The 18,882-nt window shown below is 62.7% G+C and carries 22 protein-coding genes; 14 read left to right on the plus strand and 8 right to left on the minus strand.

Going from position 1 to position 18,882, the window contains the following annotated elements:
* Position 1 precedes the first annotated feature (1 nt).
* The 3 genes from NKH02_RS17145 to NKH02_RS17155 all read right to left on the minus strand — a co-directional run bounded on the left by NKH02_RS17145 (position 2) and on the right by NKH02_RS17155 (position 3,320).
* Complete coding sequence (locus tag NKH02_RS17145) at positions 2–1,186, minus strand: MFS transporter (protein WP_352880208.1); 1,185 nt, start codon at positions 1,184–1,186, stop codon at positions 2–4.
* A 153-nt stretch (positions 1,187–1,339) separates the two neighbouring features.
* Positions 1,340–1,549, minus strand: coding sequence for a DUF2061 domain-containing protein (locus tag NKH02_RS17150; protein WP_352863683.1), 210 nt, complete (start codon positions 1,547–1,549; stop codon positions 1,340–1,342).
* A 106-nt stretch (positions 1,550–1,655) separates the two neighbouring features.
* A complete protein-coding gene (locus tag NKH02_RS17155) occupies positions 1,656–3,320 on the minus strand; it encodes a Na/Pi cotransporter family protein (protein ID WP_352880210.1) in 1,665 nt (554 codons plus the stop codon).
* A gap of 388 nt (positions 3,321–3,708) precedes the next feature.
* Between NKH02_RS17155 and NKH02_RS17160 the strand changes: the two genes are divergently transcribed.
* The 8 genes from NKH02_RS17160 to NKH02_RS17195 all read left to right on the plus strand — a co-directional run bounded on the left by NKH02_RS17160 (position 3,709) and on the right by NKH02_RS17195 (position 11,331).
* Positions 3,709–4,077: an RcnB family protein gene (locus NKH02_RS17160; protein WP_352880212.1), complete on the plus strand. Its 369-nt coding sequence runs from the start codon at positions 3,709–3,711 to the stop codon at positions 4,075–4,077.
* Between the two features lie 90 nt (positions 4,078–4,167).
* A complete protein-coding gene (locus tag NKH02_RS17165) occupies positions 4,168–4,461 on the plus strand; it encodes a type II toxin-antitoxin system RelE family toxin (protein WP_352880214.1) in 294 nt (97 codons plus the stop codon).
* 12 nt (positions 4,462–4,473) lie between these two features.
* Positions 4,474–4,839, plus strand: a complete 366-nt coding sequence (locus NKH02_RS17170; protein WP_352863677.1) for a helix-turn-helix transcriptional regulator — start codon at positions 4,474–4,476, stop codon at positions 4,837–4,839.
* Positions 4,840–4,952: 113 nt separating this feature from the next.
* Positions 4,953–6,914: a DNA primase gene (gene dnaG, locus NKH02_RS17175; protein ID WP_352880216.1), complete on the plus strand. Its 1,962-nt coding sequence runs from the start codon at positions 4,953–4,955 to the stop codon at positions 6,912–6,914.
* A gap of 420 nt (positions 6,915–7,334) precedes the next feature.
* A complete protein-coding gene (gene rpoD / locus NKH02_RS17180; RefSeq protein ID WP_352880217.1) occupies positions 7,335–9,356 on the plus strand; it encodes an RNA polymerase sigma factor RpoD in 2,022 nt (673 codons plus the stop codon).
* 180 nt (positions 9,357–9,536) lie between these two features.
* The gene (locus NKH02_RS17185) at positions 9,537–9,830 is read left to right on the plus strand and encodes a GYD domain-containing protein (RefSeq protein ID WP_352863672.1); all 294 of its coding nucleotides are present in this window, start codon (positions 9,537–9,539) and stop codon (positions 9,828–9,830) included.
* A 65-nt stretch (positions 9,831–9,895) separates the two neighbouring features.
* Complete coding sequence (locus NKH02_RS17190; protein WP_352880219.1) at positions 9,896–10,960, plus strand: DMT family transporter; 1,065 nt, start codon at positions 9,896–9,898, stop codon at positions 10,958–10,960.
* Between the two features lie 2 nt (positions 10,961–10,962).
* The gene (locus tag NKH02_RS17195) at positions 10,963–11,331 is read left to right on the plus strand and encodes a thiol-disulfide oxidoreductase DCC family protein (RefSeq protein ID WP_352880220.1); all 369 of its coding nucleotides are present in this window, start codon (positions 10,963–10,965) and stop codon (positions 11,329–11,331) included.
* 72 nt (positions 11,332–11,403) lie between these two features.
* Here NKH02_RS17195 and NKH02_RS17200 read toward each other — a convergent pair whose 3' ends face one another.
* On the minus strand, positions 11,404–11,661 hold the full coding sequence (locus tag NKH02_RS17200; protein ID WP_352880222.1) for a DUF2798 domain-containing protein: 258 nt from the start codon (positions 11,659–11,661) through the stop codon (positions 11,404–11,406).
* Positions 11,662–11,932: 271 nt separating this feature from the next.
* Between NKH02_RS17200 and NKH02_RS17205 the strand changes: the two genes are divergently transcribed.
* The 4 genes from NKH02_RS17205 (at position 11,933) to NKH02_RS17220 (ending at position 14,184) form a co-directional block, all read left to right on the plus strand.
* Positions 11,933–12,613 (plus strand): PadR family transcriptional regulator, encoded by a 681-nt coding sequence (locus tag NKH02_RS17205; protein ID WP_352880224.1) that lies wholly within the window; start codon positions 11,933–11,935, stop codon positions 12,611–12,613.
* Positions 12,614–12,727: 114 nt separating this feature from the next.
* On the plus strand, positions 12,728–13,024 hold the full coding sequence (locus tag NKH02_RS17210) for an HlyU family transcriptional regulator (protein WP_352863664.1): 297 nt from the start codon (positions 12,728–12,730) through the stop codon (positions 13,022–13,024).
* 106 nt (positions 13,025–13,130) lie between these two features.
* Positions 13,131–13,613, plus strand: a complete 483-nt coding sequence (gene greA / locus NKH02_RS17215) for a transcription elongation factor GreA (RefSeq protein WP_352863663.1) — start codon at positions 13,131–13,133, stop codon at positions 13,611–13,613.
* 133 nt (positions 13,614–13,746) lie between these two features.
* Positions 13,747–14,184: a hypothetical protein gene (locus NKH02_RS17220; protein ID WP_502911015.1), complete on the plus strand. Its 438-nt coding sequence runs from the start codon at positions 13,747–13,749 to the stop codon at positions 14,182–14,184.
* Between the two features lie 55 nt (positions 14,185–14,239).
* On the opposite strand, the gene NKH02_RS17225 is transcribed toward NKH02_RS17220, so the two are convergent.
* The 3 genes from NKH02_RS17225 to NKH02_RS17235 form a co-directional block, all read right to left on the minus strand.
* Positions 14,240–14,842, minus strand: a complete 603-nt coding sequence (locus NKH02_RS17225; RefSeq protein WP_352880226.1) for a hypothetical protein — start codon at positions 14,840–14,842, stop codon at positions 14,240–14,242.
* A 214-nt stretch (positions 14,843–15,056) separates the two neighbouring features.
* Positions 15,057–16,259, minus strand: coding sequence for an MFS transporter (locus NKH02_RS17230; RefSeq protein ID WP_352880228.1), 1,203 nt, complete (start codon positions 16,257–16,259; stop codon positions 15,057–15,059).
* A gap of 189 nt (positions 16,260–16,448) precedes the next feature.
* A complete protein-coding gene (locus NKH02_RS17235; RefSeq protein ID WP_352863660.1) occupies positions 16,449–16,907 on the minus strand; it encodes an Lrp/AsnC family transcriptional regulator in 459 nt (152 codons plus the stop codon).
* Between the two features lie 169 nt (positions 16,908–17,076).
* Between NKH02_RS17235 and NKH02_RS17240 the strand changes: the two genes are divergently transcribed.
* Both NKH02_RS17240 and NKH02_RS17245 read left to right on the plus strand, forming a co-directional pair.
* Entirely contained in the window at positions 17,077–17,811 is a 735-nt protein-coding gene (locus tag NKH02_RS17240) for an AzlC family ABC transporter permease (protein ID WP_352880230.1), read from the plus strand.
* The gene (locus NKH02_RS17245) at positions 17,808–18,107 is read left to right on the plus strand and encodes an AzlD family protein (protein ID WP_352863657.1); all 300 of its coding nucleotides are present in this window, start codon (positions 17,808–17,810) and stop codon (positions 18,105–18,107) included. Before NKH02_RS17240 ends, NKH02_RS17245 begins: the two co-directional genes overlap by 4 nt.
* Positions 18,108–18,166: 59 nt before the next feature.
* Here NKH02_RS17245 and NKH02_RS17250 read toward each other — a convergent pair whose 3' ends face one another.
* Positions 18,167–18,802 (minus strand): FMN-dependent NADH-azoreductase, encoded by a 636-nt coding sequence (locus NKH02_RS17250; RefSeq protein ID WP_352880232.1) that lies wholly within the window; start codon positions 18,800–18,802, stop codon positions 18,167–18,169.
* Between the last annotated feature and the right edge of the window lie 80 nt (positions 18,803–18,882).

Raw genomic sequence — 18,882 nt, forward strand, 5'->3', positions numbered from 1 at the left:
TCTACTCCGCTGGGGCCGTCAGTGGCGGCGTGGCGTTGCTGCGCCCTTCCCAGACATAAGAGGCGAGCGCCACCGCGACGGCGACCAGCATGGCGATAGCACCAAGCAGCGGCAGGCTGCGGTAGCCATAGCCGGCATTTAGCATGGCGGCGCCCAGCGACGCGGCCAGCGCGATGCCGACATTGAAGCCGGACGGAATGAGCGACGAAGCGAGGTTCGAGGCGTCTGCCGTCCAGGCCAGGATCCGGGTTTGGATCGGTGTGCCGATGGCGAAGTTGAGACCGCCCCAGATGACGATGGCGACAATCATCGGCAGGGGATAGGGGCTCACGGCATGGATGATGGCTAGCGTCACCGCCTGCAGGGCCAGCATGGTGATCAATGACGGCATCAGCTTCCAGTCGGAGAGCTTGCCGCCGAGAACGACACCGAGCGTTGCGCCGACGCCGTTGAGCAGCAGCACCCACGGCACCAGGTTCTCGTCGAGCCCGGTGACCTCCAGCAAAGTCGGCGTGATGTAGGTGAACAGGCCGAACTGGCCGATCATCAGCATCAACATCAGGATCAGCGAGGTCCAGACCTGCTGGCGAGCCAGCACGCGAACCTCGCGGGCGAGGCCGGCGGGCTTGACCTGATATCCCGTCGCGCGCGGCAACAGCGCCGCCATGGCAAGCGTTGCCGCCACGCCGAGCGCGCACATCACCCAGAAGGTGGCGCGCCAGCCCCAGATGTTGCCGATCGCGGTGCCGGCGGGCACGCCTATGACGTTGGAGACGGTGAGGCCGGACAGGATGACGGCAACCGCCATGCCGCGCTGGTCCTCGCGCACAAGACCGACGGCGACGACCATGGCGACGCCGAAATAGGCGCCATGCGCGACCGCGACGGCAATGCGCAACAAAAGCATCGAGGTGAAGTCGGGTGCCAGCGCGCAGGCCGCCTGGCCGATGGTGAAGGCGATGGCGAGGCCGAGCAGCAAGCTCTTGCGCGACAGCGACTTGGTGGCTAGCGCCAGCAGCGGACCGCCGACGGCTATGCCGCAGGCATAGCCGGAGACGAGATAGCCGGCCGAGGGAACCGAAACGCCAAGCCCTTGCGCCACTTGCGGCAGCACGCCGGCAATGACGAATTCGGTGGTGCCGAAGGCAAAGGCGGCGATGAACAAGGCGATGAGCGGAAGCGACATAGCGGGAATTGGATCCTCGAACGCAGGCCTCAAACCACGGATGAGCGTCGCGGGCAATCCAGAAATTGTTGGCGCCGCTTTAGCTTTTCTTGATCGAGTTTCCGCGCGACGGCCCGGCGAGGGCACGCGAACTCGGTCGTGCACCGAGGGCCGCTATGCCACGGTTTTGCGCCCGTAAGGAATTTTCAGCCACGTCCGCTCGTGAAAATAGTATAGCAGCGATTTGGTGACGACCTCGGTCAGGCCGATTGCCGCGGCGAGCTTGATGCTTCCGGTCACGACCAGCGAGATGATCATCGTGTCGATGGTGCCGGTCACCCGCCAGGAGAGCGCCTTGGCGAAGCTGCGCGAATGGGTGTCCATCGATTTCCTCCGAAAGGCTGGGCTAATGAACCCTTATCCCGACTGGAGGAAACAGAGCAAAGGTATTTTGCCGCCGAAGCGAGTACGGTGCTAGACGGTGTCGTGATCAGCTCGCCTTCAGCCGCGACCCGGTGAGCAGGCCGCGCTCTTCGAGCACCGGATAGGCCATCGAGGCCAGCAGCGAGTTGATCTGCTTCAGGTCGCGGATGGTGTCGAGATGGATCGAGCTGGTCTCGACGCTCTTGGCGGTGCCATCGCGCAGGCGCTCGAAATGGCTGGCGCTGGTTTCCTTCTCGCGGTCGCGCAGCTGGTCCTTTTCCAGCACCAGCTGGCGGGCGGTTTCGGGATCGCGCGACACCAGCACGTTGAAGGCAAGCCGCGCGTTGGCGAGCACCGAACTGTGGAAGGCGAACAACTCGCTCCAGCCCTCGTCGGTGAATTCCAGTCCGCGCTCGAACTTCTTCTTCACATGCACCAGCATGTTGCGCACGATGATGTCGCCGACCTGCTCGAGCTTGACGCAGGCGCCGATCAACTCCTGGCAGCGCAGCGCCTCGTCCTCGGTCAGCGGGTTCCTGGTCAGCTTGGCCAGATAGAGCTTGATCGCGGCATGCTTCCTGTCGACGCGATCGTCGAGTGCAGCCAGCGCCATGATCTTGTCGGCGTCGGCACTTTCATAGAGCTCGATGATGCGCTTGAGCATGATCTCGACCGTCTCGCAGACGCGCACCACCTCGCGCGTGGCATTGGCCAGCGCCTGGCTTGGCACGTCCAGCGCGCTCTCGTTGAGCGCGGACAGCTCGACGACGTCGAGCGAGGCGGCCGGCACGGGCCTAGTGCCGAGCGCCACGATCTTCTCCGAGGCGCGGTAGACGAACCCGGCCAGCGGCAGCCCGGCGAGCAGGATCAGCACGTTGAACAGGATGTGGGCGTTGACGATCTGGTCCGCGGCCGTCGAACCGAGGAAGGCGAAGTGCGGCCTGAAGATCATAACCAGGATCAGCATGACCAGAGAGCCAAGCCCGCGCATCAGGAGATTGCCGATCGGCACGACGCGCACTTCGGGGCTCGACGAGCGTGTCAGCATCGGCGCGATAATCGAGGAGCCGAGATTGACGCCGAGGATGAGGACGACGCCGAGTTCCGGCGTGATCAGGCCACGACCGGCCAGCGTCGCCATCAAGAGAACCGCCGCGATGCTCGACTGGAACAGCCAGGTGATCAGCGCCGCCAGCAGATAGGCGGTGATGGAATCGGTGGAGAAGTAGTTGATGATGACCGGCAGGAGCTGGCTGTTGCGCAGCGGTTCCGATGCCTGGCCGATCATTTCCAGCGACAGGATCAACAGGCCGATGCCGACCAGGATGCGGCCGGACTGGCGCCAGTCGCGCCGCTCGGTGGCCATGAACATCACCGTGCCGGTGATCAGGCAAAGCGGCACCAGCAGGGTGAGATCGAAGGTCAGCAGCTTGACCACCAGCGCCGAGCCGATCTCGGCCCCACGCACGGCAAGTTGGCCCGCGGCGCCCGAGACGATGCCGGAGCCGGCGAAGGAGCCGACCAGCAGCGTGACGGCGGTGGAGCTCTGCAACGCGATGGCGAGGCCGGTGCCGGCCAGCACCGCCATGATCGGATTGCGCATGGTGGCGCGCAGACGATGGCGCAGCACGTCGCCATAGGCACGCTCGACGCCGGTCTTCACCATGCGGGTGGCAAACAGCATCAGCGCCACGGCGCCGGCCAGATGCAGAAGGACGACGGAGCCGCTCATTTCTTTTTCGCCTGCATGCGAACGGGGCGCGCGACGCGGCCAGCGTGGCGAGCGGGATGAAAAGCGGGGTTACGAATCATGTTCATGGCGATGGTCGATAATAACTCGAATATTTTAGCCGGATAATAAAATCTTGTCGATTTCAAAGGGCCGTTGCCGCGCGACAGGCAGTGTCGGAAAATGGATTGAGGCGCAAAAGGTTGCATTGCCGGGCTACCGTGGCACGGCGGATTCGCGCGGGTTGCCGCGCTTGTCTCCTACCTTTGCGAGGATGTTCAACTCCCTCGATTAAATGAAGGAATTCATTACACAATTGTAATGCCGGCGTTCAGTTTCGGTTCATCAGTGCCGCGCTATTCCCCTGATGTCGACAACCAAGGAGACTTCCATGAAACGCATTGTCCTTTCCGCCCTCGCTTTCTCGATGCTGGCCGCCACGTCACTCACCGGCCAGGCCGCGCCTCTGAATGCACCGGTCGCGCCGCAGTCGAACTATAGCCAGGTCGACTGGCAGAAGCCCGGCCACCATACCGATGTGAAGAAGCGCGTCTTCAAGAAGACGGTCGTCGTGAAGCGCAGCCATTGGCGCAATGGCCAGAAATATTCCAGCTGGAAGCGTCACCAACCGATCCGCGATTATGGCCGCTATGGCCTGCATCGTCCCGGCCGTGGCCAGGAATGGATCCGCGTCGGCAACGACTATGTGCTGGTCGGCATCCTCTCCGGCGTCATCTTCGGCGCGCTTGCCGCTCATTAACCGGCACTTAGCCGGACATTGAAGGGAGGCGGCCCGCCACGGCCGCTTTTCTGCCGTCCGCGACCAACCCCTCACCAACATTAAGAAGTTTTGAAACTGCTTGCCGAAAATATCACGATGTGCGATATTTTCGAGGTGAAGCGGGTCATTCTCCTTCCTCTGGCTGCCAAGGCGCTGCGAAAGCATCGGGCGGATGCCGAGAGAATTCTGTCGAAGATAGAAGCATATGCCAATGACCCGACCAGCCTTGCAAACATGGTCAAGGCTTTGCAAGGCTCGACCGCTCTGCGTTTGAGGGTGGGTGACTATCGTGTGGTGTTCGAGGAAACGGATCAGGAGATCATCGTCACCAGGATCGGACCGCGCGGGTCGGTTTATGATTGAAGGGATGCCAAGGTGAACAACGTTGCCTATGTCACGACGCCAGGTGGCGAGGAACTGGCCATCTTGCCACGCAGCGAACTGGATGCGTTGCGGGAATCGCTGGACCACGCACAGGCGCTGGGCAGCTTTCGCGCAGGCCAGATTCCAGGACTTACTCCGGACGAGGCGCGGGCTCTTGTCGCAGCGGTCTCTCCGCTTGCTTTCTGGCGCAGGTATCGCAAGCTTACCCAAGCTGTGCTCTCCGCGTCCGTCGGAGTGACGCAGAACTACCTTTCTGAAATCGAGAACGGAAAGCGTGGAGGGGATGTCGCGCTTTGGCTGCGGCTGGCTCGCGCGCTCGAACTGCCGGTTGAAAGTCTCGTCGACGAAGGCGATTGATCGACAGACTATGGGCAAGGCCGCCTTTTGCCCTGTGGAAACCGGGTATGGCCCGCATTAGGGGTCGTCGGATTTCGCGGGCATGATTATATGGTGGGGAAACGAGTTCCCCGATGCGCTTTCCGCCTGCTTTCCTCGACGAGATACGCGACCGCGTGCCGATTTCATCGGTTATCGGCCAGCGCGTTGCGTGGGACCGGAAGAAGACCAACGCGCCGCGCGGCGACTATTGGGCCTGCTGCCCGTTCCATGGCGAGAAGAGCCCGTCCTTCCACTGCGAGGACAAGAAGGGCCGCTACCATTGTTTCGGCTGCTCGGTCTCGGGCGATCATTTCAAGTTCCTGACCGAACTCGACGGGATGAGCTTTCCCGAAGCGGTCGAAAAGATCGCCGACATGGCCGGCGTGCCGATGCCGGTTCGCGATGCTCAGGAGGAGCGGCGCGAAAAGGAACGCGCCAGCCTGACCGACGTCATGGAGATGGCGACCACCTTCTTCCAGGAACGGCTGCAGGGACCGGAAGGCGCGAAAGCCCGCGCCTATCTGCGCGATCGTGGACTGACACCGGCGACGCAGCAATCGTTCCGGCTCGGCTTCGCGCCCGATAGCCGCAATGCGCTCAAGGAGCATCTTGCCGCCAAGGGGGTGCCGAAGGCCGATATCGAGGCCTGCGGGCTGGTGCGCCACGGCGACGACATCCCGGTCTCCTATGACTGGTTCCGCGACCGCATCATGTTCCCGATCCCGGATTCGCGCGGCAAGATCATCGCCTTCGGCGGGCGCGCGCTGCAGCCGGATGCGCTGGCCAAATACATGAACTCGCCCGATACCGAGCTCTTCCACAAGGGCAATGTGCTCTATAATTTCGCCCGCGCCCGCCAAGCAATGGGAAAGGGGGTCCTGGCCAAGGGCGGCACGGTAATCGCCGTCGAGGGCTATATGGACGTCATCGCGCTGGCGCAGGCCGGCTTCGAGAATGTCGTGGCGCCGCTCGGCACCGCGCTCACCGAAAACCAGCTAGAATTGCTTTGGCGCATGGCGCCGGAGCCGATGTTGTGTTTCGACGGCGACAAGGCCGGGCTCAAAGCGGCGTGGCGCGCGGCCGACATGGCGCTGCCGTCGGTGCAGGCCGGGCGTTCGGCGCGCTTCGCGCTGCTGCCGGAAGGCAAGGATCCCGACGATCTGGTCAAGGCCGAAGGACCGGATGCTTTCCGTCGCGTACTGGCCGACGCGCGGCCGCTGGTCGATCTGTTGTGGATGCGTGAGACGGCGGGCGGCGTCTTCGACACGCCGGAGCGGCGGGCCGAGCTCGAGAAGACGCTGCGCGAACTGACCAGCCGCATTCGCGATGAAAGCCTGCGCTACCATTATCAGCAGGAGATGCGCGAACGCGTGCTGAGCTTCTTCGGCTCGCAGCGCAGTGCGCGCCAAGGGCGTCAAGATGGCGGCCGGCCAGGCGAGCGCGGCCAGGGCAAGACGCCCGCACCCGGCGGACAGTTCGCCAAGAGTGGTGGCGGCCGCATCGCGATCACTGAAAGCCTCGGCCAGTCAGCTTTGGTCAAGCGTGGCAGCGAGGGGATGTCGGTGCGCGAGGCGACGATCATTGTCGCGCTGATCAACCATCCAGCGTTGATCGACGAGAATTTCGCGCATATCGAGTTTCTCGATCTCGCCAACTCCGATCTGCGACGGCTGCATGCGGCGATCCTCGATGCGATGGCGCATGACATGGCCAATGACCGTCATGCCGTTATCGCCACGATCGAACGCGCCGGCTGCGCCGAGATCTGGGAGCGGGCCGTCGGCTTGATCCGGCGTATGCGTCAATGGCCGGCGCTGGAGACCGCTGCCCTTGACGATGCCCGCGACGCTTTCAGCCAGGCACTGCACTTGCAGCGCAGCGCGCGCACCTTACATAAGGAGCTGAAACAGGCGGAAGCGGCGCTCGCCACCGATCCCACGGACGAAAACTACCGGCACCTGATCGAAATTCAGGCGCAATTTCAGGATGTACAGGCAACGGAAGCGCTGATCGAAGGATTCGGCGTGTCCTCGGGCAGGGCCGGGCGGGCTTAGTTTGAAGCGAGTGAAATGTGAAGGCGTTGTTGCGCGTCGAAATGGCGTGCGGCGGGCTAAGTCGGGTAATTGATTCGCTTTTTTAAGGCGAATCATGCGAGAGGCGCTTGACCTTCTGGCAGAATGACGGAATCAGGACGATTCGAAACGTTAACCCGAACCCGCGTCGACGGGAAATAAGCGATGTGAGGGTACTGGTCACTGGACAGGCAGCCTGCCTGCCACAGATACCAGGGTTAATCTGGACTTAATGCATGTTGCCCAAAAGGAAACCGGTTTTGGGGCAACGACATGCACCAAACGACGAGTTGATGCAGTTACTGGCCCGGTGAAGCGCGTTCATAAGCGAGCGCATCCGATTTGACTGGTCCGACAGCTTACGCGGCTTTGATGTTCGGCCGCTAGGAGAAGATAAAGACTATGGCGACAAAGGAAAAGGAAGAGGTCGAAACCGAACGCGAAGGCGCCACCGATGGCCCTCTGCTCGACCTTTCCGATGATGCTGTCAAGAAGATGATCAAGGCCGCCAAGAAGCGCGGTTATGTCACCATGGACGAGCTGAATTCGGTGCTGCCCTCCGAGGAAGTGACCTCCGAGCAGATCGAGGACACGATGGCGATGCTGTCCGACATGGGCATCAACGTGGTCGAGGACGACGAGCAGGGCGAGGAGCCCGAGGCCGCCGATACCGCGGCCGATGCCGAGGAAGACGCCAACGAACTGGCCGAGCAAACCGGCACAGCGGTCGCCGCCGCCACGACCAAGAAAGAACCGACCGACCGCACCGACGATCCGGTGCGCATGTATCTGCGCGAGATGGGCTCGGTCGAGTTGCTGTCGCGCGAGGGCGAAATCGCCATCGCCAAGCGCATAGAGGCCGGCCGCGAGACGATGATCGCGGGCCTGTGCGAAAGTCCGCTGACTTTCCAGGCCATCATCATCTGGCGCGACGAGCTCAACGAATCCAAGATCCTGCTGCGCGAGATCATCGACCTCGAAGCCACCTATGCCGGACCGGAAGCCAAGCAGGCGCCGGTCGTCGAGCGCATCGAGGAAGCCAAGGTCGAGGATAAGCCGCGCCGTTCGCGCGACGAGGAAGACGACATCACCAATGTCGCCGCCGATACGCGCGGGCTGGTCGATGACGACGAGGAAGACGAGGACGAAGCGAGCCTTTCGCTGGCGGCCATGGAAGCGGAACTCCGCCCGCAGGTGATGGAGACGCTCGACGTCATCGCCGACACCTACAAGAAGCTGCGCAAGCTGCAGGACCAGCAGGTCGAGAACCGTCTGGCCGCCGCCGGCACGCTGTCGCCCAGCCAGGACCGCCGGCTGAAGGAGCTGAAGGACCAGCTGATCAAGGCGGTGAAGTCGCTGTCGCTCAACACGGCGCGCATCGAGGCGCTGGTCGAGCAGCTCTACGACATCAACAAGCGCCTGGTGCAGAACGAGGGCAAGCTGCTCAGGCTCGCCGAAAGCTATGGCGTGCGCCGCGAGGAGTTCCTGAAGGAATATCAGGGTTCCGAGCTCGACCCGAACTGGACGCGCGCGATCGGCAACCTGACCTCGCGCGGCTGGAAGGAATTCACCAAGAACGAGAAGGACGCGATCAAGGACCTGCGCGCCGAGATCCAGAACCTCGCCACCGAAACGGCGATCTCGATCCTGGAATTCCGCAAGATCGTCAACCAGGTGCAGAAGGGCGAGCGCGAAGCGGCGATCGCCAAGAAGGAAATGGTCGAGGCCAATCTGCGCCTCGTCATCTCCATCGCCAAGAAATACACCAATCGCGGCCTGCAGTTCCTCGACCTGATCCAGGAAGGCAATATCGGCCTGATGAAGGCGGTGGACAAATTCGAATACCGCCGTGGCTACAAGTTCTCGACCTACGCGACATGGTGGATCAGGCAGGCGATCACCCGTTCGATCGCCGATCAGGCGCGCACCATCCGCATTCCGGTGCACATGATCGAAACGATCAACAAGATCGTGCGCACCTCGCGCCAGATGCTGCACGAGATCGGCCGCGAGCCGACGCCGGAAGAACTGGCCGAAAAGCTCGCCATGCCGCTCGAAAAAGTGCGCAAGGTGCTGAAGATCGCCAAGGAGCCGATCTCGCTCGAAACGCCGGTCGGCGACGAGGAGGATTCGCATCTGGGCGATTTCATCGAGGACAAGATGGCGATCCTGCCGATCGACGCGGCGATCCAGGCCAATTTGCGCGAGACCACCACGCGCGTGCTGGCCTCGCTGACGCCGCGCGAGGAGCGCGTTCTGCGCATGCGCTTCGGCATCGGCATGAACACCGACCATACGCTTGAAGAAGTCGGCCAGCAGTTCTCGGTCACCCGCGAACGTATCCGCCAGATCGAGGCCAAGGCGTTGCGCAAGCTGAAGCACCCGAGCCGCAGCCGCAAGCTCAGGAGCTTCCTGGATAGCTAGGACCTCCGACATCAAAGAGTTCAAGGGCGCCACTGGCGCCCTTTTTCGGTTTCGGGGCATGCTCTTGCGGCTCGGACGCTTCGGGAGGATAATTTCGTATCGGATGCATTTTCTGGGCGACAACCCGGATGCCCGCCCCGGCGAAGCCGCCGTGCTCCGTGGCCCCGGAGGAGGTGTGCCATGACAAGCTACATCGTGCTGATGAACTGGACCGAGCAGGGCGCCAAAAACGTGCGCGATTCACCGAAGCGGCTCGACGCCGCCAGGAAGCAGCTGGGAGATATGGGCGGATCGTTCAAGGCGTTCTACCTGACCATGGGCGAGTACGACATGGTGGCGCTGGTCGAAGCCCCCGACGACGCGGTCCTGGCGCGTTTCTCGCTGATGCTGGCGGCGGCCGGCAACGTCAGGACGCGAACGTTGAAGGCCTTCCCCGAATTCGCCTACCGCGAGATCATCACCTCGCTCGGATAGAGCCGTGACGAGACAGCGCGTAAAGCGCGTCGCCACTTTTGGGTAACGTGCGTTAGGATGTGGCCATGTCCGAACCGCATTCCCATTCGCATCTGTGGCCCGGCGTGCCGCTCGCGCTTGGCTCCGCCGCCTTGTTCGGGGCGACGCCGCCGCTCAGCAAGCTGCTGCTCGACGGCGTCAATCCCTTCATGCTGGCCGGACTGCTCTATCTCGGTGCCGGTCTCGGCCTCGCCTTGTATCGTTTGCTTCGGGGCAGGCAGGCCGCAGCCGAGGAAGCGCAGCTGACCGCTGGGGATATTCCCTGGTTGACGTTGGCAATCGGCATGGGCGGCATCATCGCGCCGGTGCTGCTGATGTTCGGTTTGACCCTCAACACGGCGTCCAGTTCGGCGCTGCTGCTCAATCTGGAAGGGCTGTCGACGATGACGATCGCCTGGCTCGTCTATCGCGAGAATGTCGACCGGCGTCTGCTTTTTGGCGCCTTCGCCATTCTGGCCGGCGCCGTTCTGCTGTCCTGGCAAGGTGACGGCATCGCCTTCAACCGTGGCGCCCTGCTGGTGGCGGGGGCTTGTGTGGCCTGGGGGCTCGACAACAATTTCACGCGCAGGATCTCGGCCACCGACCCGGTGGTGATCGCCATGCTCAAAGGGCTGGTGGCGGGTGTCGTCAATGTCGCGCTGGCGCTTGCCGGCGGAGCTTCGTTTCCCCTTGCGTCAATCGTCGCGGCCACCGCGGCCGTCGGCTTCTTCGGCATCGGCGTCAGCCTAGTGATGTTCATCGTGGCACTGCGTCATCTCGGCACGGCACGGACAGGGGCCTATTACTCGCTCGCCCCCTTCATCGGCGCATTGCTGGCAATCGCCATCCTGGGTGACGCCGTCACACTCAAGCTGGCGGTCGCAGGGCTTCTGATGGGCATCGGCCTCTGGCTGCATCTGTCGGAACGCCATGAGCACGAGCACGAACACGAGGAACTTGAACACGAGCACAGCCATGTGCATGACGAGCACCACCAGCACCATCATGACGGGCCGGTGAGCGAACCGCATTCGCACTGGCACCGGCATGCGCCGATGCGCCACCGGCATCCGCATTATCCCGACCTGCACCACAGGCATGGCCACGGGTAAAAATGCTGACCGTCTGGTACAACACGCGCTGCCCGGTTTGCGATGCCGGCATCAGCCGGCAGAAGCGGCGGCTGATCGAAGCGGTCAAGGCCGGGCGGATCGAATTTCGCGACATCAACCTTGAACCGGCAGCGCTTGCCGGATACGGCGCGTCGCTTGAGGATATCCGCCGCCGGCTGCACGCCACCGACGCGGGTGGCCAACTGCTGGTCGGCGCCGATGTGGCGATTGCCGTGTGGAAAGTTACGCCGGGCGAGGGCTGGCTGGCGACTTTGGTCGGCAATCCGATTACCTTGCCGCTGACACGCTTTGCCTATGATCGTTTCGCCGACTTGCTCTATGCCTGGAACCGGCGCAAGGGGCGCTGGTAGCGGTTCGTCATGCATGAGCGGGAGCGCGAAGGTCCGGAGAACGTCTCCGGGCCTTGTTGCATTCGCCGGGCGTTATCGGCTGGCCGGTTCGCAGAGCGCGCCGACGATGCGGCGTACCATCGGCAGCACCAGCAGCAGTGTCGGAAACGCCACCAGCCAGGACAGGCCCCAGGCGGTAAGCCAGATGAACGGCAGGTCGGGGTGGAAGCCAAGGCTTTTCAACGTCGAGATGAACGAGACGATGAAGGTCATCAACAGCGACAGCACCAGCGGGCTGAGAACAGCGGCATAGCGCGCAGGCAGCTTCCTGCGCTGATGTCTTGCAGTCATTTTGGGAGTTTCCCTGAATTGTCCGGTCCGTCGCATTGGCATCCATTCGCCGGTGATCGGCTGAATTGCCCGGAAAGGCCGGGGTTGGATGCGTTGCTTGACGTCAGACGCTTACGGAGCAGCCGAGGCGCTCGCGGGCCTTCTAGCGGCACGTTCCGGTGAAAGCAAGCCTCTGGCATCGTTTCGAGTTACATCGTAAGATATATCTTGACTCCAGCGATTGGCTTGCCTAATTAAGATATATCGTAAGATAGAACTCAAGGAGCAATCAATGCACAAGCAATTCGGGCACAATCATTTCGGCGAGCGCATGTTCATGCACATGGCCGGCAAATTTGGTGGCAGAGGAGGCAGCGGCTTCGGCCCGTTCGGGCACGGCGGTCGTGGCGGTGGACGCGGCGGCCCGGGCGACATGTTCCGCGCCGGGCGCATGCTGGCCGACGGCGACCTCAAGCTGATCACGCTGTCGCTGCTGGCCGAGGCACCGCGCCACGGCTACGACATCATCAAGGCACTGGAAGAGCGCACCAGCGGCATCTACAGCCCGAGCCCGGGCGTGGTCTACCCGACCCTGACCTTCCTGGAAGAGGCCGGCTACGCCGCCTCCGCCGCCGACGGCAACAAGAAGGTGTTCTCGATCACCGAGGCGGGCCAAGCGCATCTTGCCGACAATCGCGAGATGATCGACGGCGTGCTCGACCATCTCGAGCGTTTCGGCCGCAAGATGGCCAAGGCGCGCGACTGGTTCGGCTGGAACGACGAGAGCGAAGAGGGCGGTCGTCGTGGCGGTCGTGGTGGCCGTTCGGAAGCACGCGACGAGTTCCGTGCCGTGCGCCACCGGCTGCGCGCGGCTCTGGGCGACTTCGTCGATGCCCCGGCCGACAAGCAGGCCGAGGCGATCGCCATCCTCGAAGCCGCCGCCGAGGCGCTGGAAGCGCTGTCGCACAAGTAAGGTCTTCCGGCACGGCCGGCCGCAGCCCTTGCCCGCCGGGCCAAGGACCGATAGTGAAATTCATCCCGCGCCACGCTACATGGTGTGGGATGAATGCTGTTGGAGGAAGCCCCGATGTCTTTTCTGAAGCGTCTTTTCGGCGGTGGTGGCGGCAATGAAGCGGCCGAGCCAAAAAACGCGGCACCAGCCAAGCAGGTCGAGCACAAGGGCTTTCTGATCAGCGCCACGCCCTACAAGGCGGACGGCCAATACCAGACCTGCGGCGTCGTCTCCAAGGAGATCGACGGTGTGGTGAAGGAACACAAATTCATCCGCGCCGACCGCTTCGCCGGGCTCGATGACGCCGTCGACATCTCGATCAAGAAGGGCATTCAGCTGGTCGACGAGCAGGGCGAGCGGATTTTCGGTTAGGCAGGACTGGTCGAGGCAACGAAATGTCGGCCCTCCGCAGGAAGCAGTTATTCGCCGCCAGTTTCTCGAACAACGGCCGTGGGCCGCAAGCAGAGAGTCTCGACAATTGAGCGTAGCATTTGCCAAGGAGGAAAGTGCTGAGGCAGCATCGGAAACCATCCTGCCGGCTCGCCCTGTCTCCGACCGGATCAACCTCGTCACGGAGGCGGGCCTCAAGATGCTGCAGGATGAATTGGCTGGCGCTCAGCAGGCTCTCGAGGCCGCCAACATGCTGGAGGATGTCAACGAGAGGCGACGGCAGTCGGCGGTTCCGGTTCGAGATATGCGCTATTATGCCGAGCGCGTCCGTACGGCTCAGCTTATGTCGGCGCCCACGTCCAATGATGTGATCGCCTTCGGGCACAGCGTCACTTTCAAGCGTGATGATGGACGCATTCAGACCTTCCGTATCGTCGGCGAGGATGAGGCCAACCCGTCTCAAGCTTCGATATCGCATGGTTCGCCGGTTGCTATCGTGCTGACTGGCAAAACCGTTGGCGACTTTGTCCAGCTAGGGCAGCGCGAGCTTGAGATCCTGTCCATTTCTTAGTTGGACATCGGTATGATGCACGACCGGGGCGAGTGCCTGGAACCAATGACGGGTGAGACTGTTCAGTTGTAACTTTGAACCACGCTGACGAGCCCAGCCTTTGGGCAAGCGGCCACCTCAAGGAGCTCTCATCATGACGATTTCCAGAATTCGTTCACTCGCGGTTGCCGTCATCGCGGCAGGGGCAGTCAGCGTTGCCGGCGCCGCGCATGCCGACAGCGGCACGATTCGCTTTGCCATCTACAAGGCGGCCTTTTTCGTTGGTGGATCCGGGGGCGAGGGCACGCTGACCTTCCATGGTCGTCGCTATCCCATCTCGGTCGCCGGCGTCTCGGGCGGCCTCGCCTTCGGGGTCTCCAAGACCTATTTCCACGGGACCGTGCGCCACATCAGGCGCGCCCGGGATGTGACGGGGGTCTACGGTGCGGCGGGCGGTGGCGGCACGCTCGGCAAAGGGGCTCAGGTGATCGTCATGACCAATGACAAGGGCGCCCAACTCGAACTGTCAGGCAAGCAGGTAGGCCTGCAAGTCAACGCCGATCTCAGCGGTATGTCCATCACGGTGAAGTAAGAGGTTCGTCAGTCCTGGAAATGGACCTGGCCGTGGCGCCGCCGCGTGCCCCGGCTTAAACGCGCGCAATCGCCAAAAGCCAGGCCAGGATATCGAGCAACAGTAAGAGCAGCGCAATCTGCAACGCCACCCGAAGCCGCTGGATAATTCGCCAGTTGCTGGCCATGTCCGCCTTGATGCGGAGGGCAAGCGCGCGGTGCATGGCCGGCATCGTCGTCAGCCTGTCGCCGTCGACATATTGATGGAGCAGCTCTTCGGGATCGAAGCGGAACGCATATTGGTGGTAGGGCCAAAGCATGAAGACGATCAGCCCGCCGATGCCGAACAGCAAGGCCACCGCCGTCCAGTCCCAAGGCCCAAGACCGTTGGCAAGGGCCGCGCCGCCGAGCAACGAGTTGGCGAATGCGGTGGCAAAGATAAGGCTGCCGGCGCGGGTGCTCATGTTCTCCACAAGGGTCTGCTGTTGCGTGAGACCTCTCACCGCCTCCTGATAAATGAACGCAAGACGCGGATCGTCCTCGGCAACGCCGCTTGCGACAATTCGGTTGCTTTCTCTTCCACTCGGACGTTCGGCCATAAGGGTGCCTCTCTGGTGTGGCGGGGACGCGCGAGCTAGCCCCGATCCCTCGTCGCAGAAAATATGCTGGCCGTGGACCACTACACTTCGGCAAGGCCTGGGACGGCTGTAAAGCCGGCAGAACCAGTTGATCCGAACGGGCCAGACTCACACGTGCCTAGCCCGCATGGCTCGGATTCGATCCGGCCGAGGACCAGGGCAGTTCACCGTTTCCATGAAACGGTGAACTGCTCTAACTCTTTATTTTGACACAATTCCGGACGGAAAACTGTTTCACACTTTTCCTGGAATTGCTCTAAGCCGCCTGCAACTCCCGGCGGGGCAGCGGCGGGAAGGCGATGGCGATGCCGACCGCGCCAAGCCCGATGAGGGCCGAGCCGATGAACAGCCAGGAATAGTTGGCGTAGGCATCGAACACCATGCCGCCGGCCAGCGGTCCCAGCGCCATGCCGAGGCTGGACAGCATCGTGGCGGCGCCGAACACGGTGCCGAGGATGCGCTGGCCGAAATATTCGCGCGCCAGCACCGCGTAGAGCGGCATAACGCCGCCATAGGTGGCGCCGAAGATGACGGCCAGCATGTAGAACTGCTCGAGCCGGCTGATCGAGAGATAGGCGGCAATGACGATCGCCTGGATCGCTAGGCCCGCGATCAGCACCGGCTTGACGCCAAGCCTGTCGGCCAGCACGCCGTAGAAAAGTCGGCCGCCGAGGCCGGCAAGGCCCTCGACGCTGTAGATCGAGACGGCTGCCATGGGCGCGACGCCGCACAGCATGGCATAGCTGACCATATGGAAGATCGGCCCGGAATGCGCCGCGCAGCAGGCAAAGAAGGTGAGGCCCAGTACGATGAATTGCGGCGAGCGCAGCGCCTGGCCGACCGTCAGGCCGGCGCCCTCGGTAGCCGGCGCTGGACTCGCAGCCGCCGTTGCTGGCTTTGGCGGCTGACGGACCAGCAGCACGGCCGGCAACAGCAGCACCCAGGCGGTGATGCCGATGTCGAACATGGCGGTGCGCCAGTCATAGGCCGTGATCAGCCAGCGGGCGAAGGGTGAGATCGTCATCGGTGCCACGCCCATGCCGGCCGAGACCAACGAGACCGCAAGGCCACGGTTGGTGTCGAACCAGCCGGTGGTCAGCGCGATCATCGGCGCGAAGAAGGCACTGGCGGCGAGGCCGACCAGCACGCCATAGGTGATCTGGAAGGTGAGGAGCGAGCCGGCGCGGCTGGCCAGCACCAGCGCCAGCCCGAGCAGCACCGCCCCGATCGTGACGACGATGCGGGCACCAAAGCGGTCCGACAGGGCACCCCAGGCGAAGCCGCCAAGGCCCATCACCAGGAAGTTGAGCGTCATGGCGCTCGAAATGCCGGCGCGCGACCAGTTGGTGTCGATCGCCATCGGCTCAAGGAAGATCGCCAGCGAAAACATCGTTCCGATGGCGACACAGGACATCAGCGCGCCAGCGGCGACGATGACCCAACGATAGGAAAGGCTCATTCAAATCTCCCATGCCAGAGGGCAGCGCTGCGCGCTGCTTGCCTCCGAAGGACGCTGGCACCGAGGCCGATCCTACAATCCGGTTGCATTTTTTATCCAGTCTGAAATGACGGGGTTTTTCGTTGGCATGGTCTTTTTTCGACGCATGTCGTTATCCCAGAACCGCTTCGCACTTTTGGGCGACATGCGTCAGATCGGCAGTTCCGACGTGTATTTGATCGTCTGGCTGGGAACGTCCGTCTTGACGTTCTGCACGCCCTTGATGCGGCTCAGATGCTCCGACTGGAAGCGGCGGTAGTCGTCGATGCCGGCCGCCACCACGCGCACCATGGCATCGCAGTCGCCGAGCATCAGGTAGCACTCCATCACCTGCGGCAGCTTGGCGACTTCGGTGGCGAAATGCTCGATCGTGTCCTCGTCCTGCGCCTTCAGCCAGATGCGGGTGAAAAAGGTCAGGCCCTTGCCGATGCTGGCCGGGTTGAGCACGGCGACATAGCGGTCGATGATACCGGCTTCCTCCAGCAGCTTCACGCGCCGCAGGCAAGGCGAGGGCGACAGCCCGACTTCATTGGCCAGATCGGTGTTGGCCATGCGGCCGTCGCGTTGCAGCGCTCGCAGGATCCGCTTGTCGATCTCGTCCAGCTTCATGGTTTTTGATTCCATCTATTCGGCAATTTGTGACACTAAATGCCGAAATTCGGTGAAATACAACAATCTTTGCAACCAAATTGCGGACCGATATCGGTATGTTTGCCCCGACATCAGTTGATTTCAAATGCAGGGAAGCGGTGGCCGTGAGGTCAGCCGATGGATAACCATGAGTATTTCACAGGCAGTCGAGACGGCGGGCGACGGTTCGAGATCCGAATTCCGTCGTGGCGTGGCGTCATGCGCACCGGTGCTGTTCGGTACCATCCCCTATGCGCTGGTGCTCGGCGCCCAGGCAACCCAGAAAGGGCTGAGCACGGTCGAACTGTCCGCGATGACCGGGCTGAACTTTGCCGGTGGCTCGGAATTCGCGGCGGTCCAGTTGTGGACGTCGCCGCCGCATATCGCGCTCATCGTTGCCATCACCTTCCTGGTCAACAGCCGTCATTTGCTGATGGGAGCGGCACTGGCGCCGTTCCTGCGCGATCTGCCGAAGCGCAAGGTCTTTCCGGCGCTGTTTTTTATGTGCGATGAAAGCTGGGCACTTGGACTTGCCGATGCCAGGCAGCGTGCCGTTGCAGGCATCACGCCGGCCTTCAGCCCGCACTATTATATGGGCGCCGCACTCGCGATTTATCTCACCTGGGTGGCTTTCACCACGCTGGGTGCCTTGCTCGGCCCGATGCTGGGCCATGTCGAGACCTACGGTTTCGACATGGCGTTCCCGGCCGTCTTCCTGGTGCTGATGCGCGGCATGTGGACGGACATGGCGGCGGCGCGGCCCTGGCTGATCAGCCTCGTCGTCGCGGCGCTGTTCTATCTCTTCGTCCCGGGCGCCTGGTATGTCGCCGCCGGCGCGGTGTCAGGGCTGGTCGCGGCCTGGCTGATGGCAGGTGATGCATGATCGACGCAACGACCCTTCTCACCATCGTGCTGATGGCCTGCGTTACCTACCTGACCCGGATCGGCGGCTATGTCGTGCTGCGTAATCGCACGCTCGGTGCCCGCGCCACGGCGGTGATGGAGGCGGCACCTGGTTGCGTGCTGATCTCGGTGATCGCGCCGGCCTTCGTGTCGAGGAATCCGGCCGACCTTCTGGCGCTGGGGATCACTCTCGCCGCCGCAACGCGGCTGTCCATGCTGCCAACTGTGTTGATCGGGATCTCTTCGGCGGGGCTGTTGCGGCATCTGATTGGCTAAAACGAAAAAGGGCAGGCGCCGAGGCGTCTGCCTTTTTCAATCCAGATGGTCGGTGTGACTTACGCTGCCGCCGCGACATCGCGGCTGGCTGCAACCACGGCGTCGACCTTGGCGGTCGCCTTGGCGAGCGCTGTGGCGACCGCGTCGGGGCCCATGCCGACGCCTTCGATGCGGATGACGTCGACATCGGTCATGCCAAGGAAGCCGAGCACGCCGCGCAGGTAGGGAATGGCGTGATCGAACTGCACCGCGGCGCCTTCCGAATAGATGCCGCCGGAAGCGAGCACGATATAGACCTTCTTGCCGGTGACGAGGCCCTTGGGGCCGTTTTCGCCATAGGCAAAGCTCTTGCCGGAGCGGGCGATGTGATCGACCCACGACTTCAGCGTCGAGGAGATGTTGAAATTGATGAAGCCGGTGGCGAGGATCACCGTGTCGGCGGCGAACAGTTCGTCGAGCACGACATCGGAGACACCGACGACTTCCGCCTGGCGCGGGGTGCGGGCCTCGACCGGCGTATAGATGCCGGTCGCATAGTCGGCATCGATGTGCGGCAGCGGGTTGGCGACGAGATCACGCACCACAAGCGTGTTGGACGGATCGGCGGCAAGCAGCTTCTCGGCGAATTCGGTAGCGATGCGGGTGGAGTGCGAGGCAGCGCCACGCGGGCTCGAGGTGACAAGAAGAATGGACATTTTGGGCTCTCCAGCGGTTGGAATGATTTGTCCCACCACATATGGGGCTATCGATCCATTGGATAAACCAGTATAATTCC

The organism is Mesorhizobium sp. M1396 (assembly GCF_040317725.1).
In the GTDB taxonomy this organism is placed as follows: Bacteria; Pseudomonadota; Alphaproteobacteria; order Rhizobiales; family Rhizobiaceae; genus Mesorhizobium.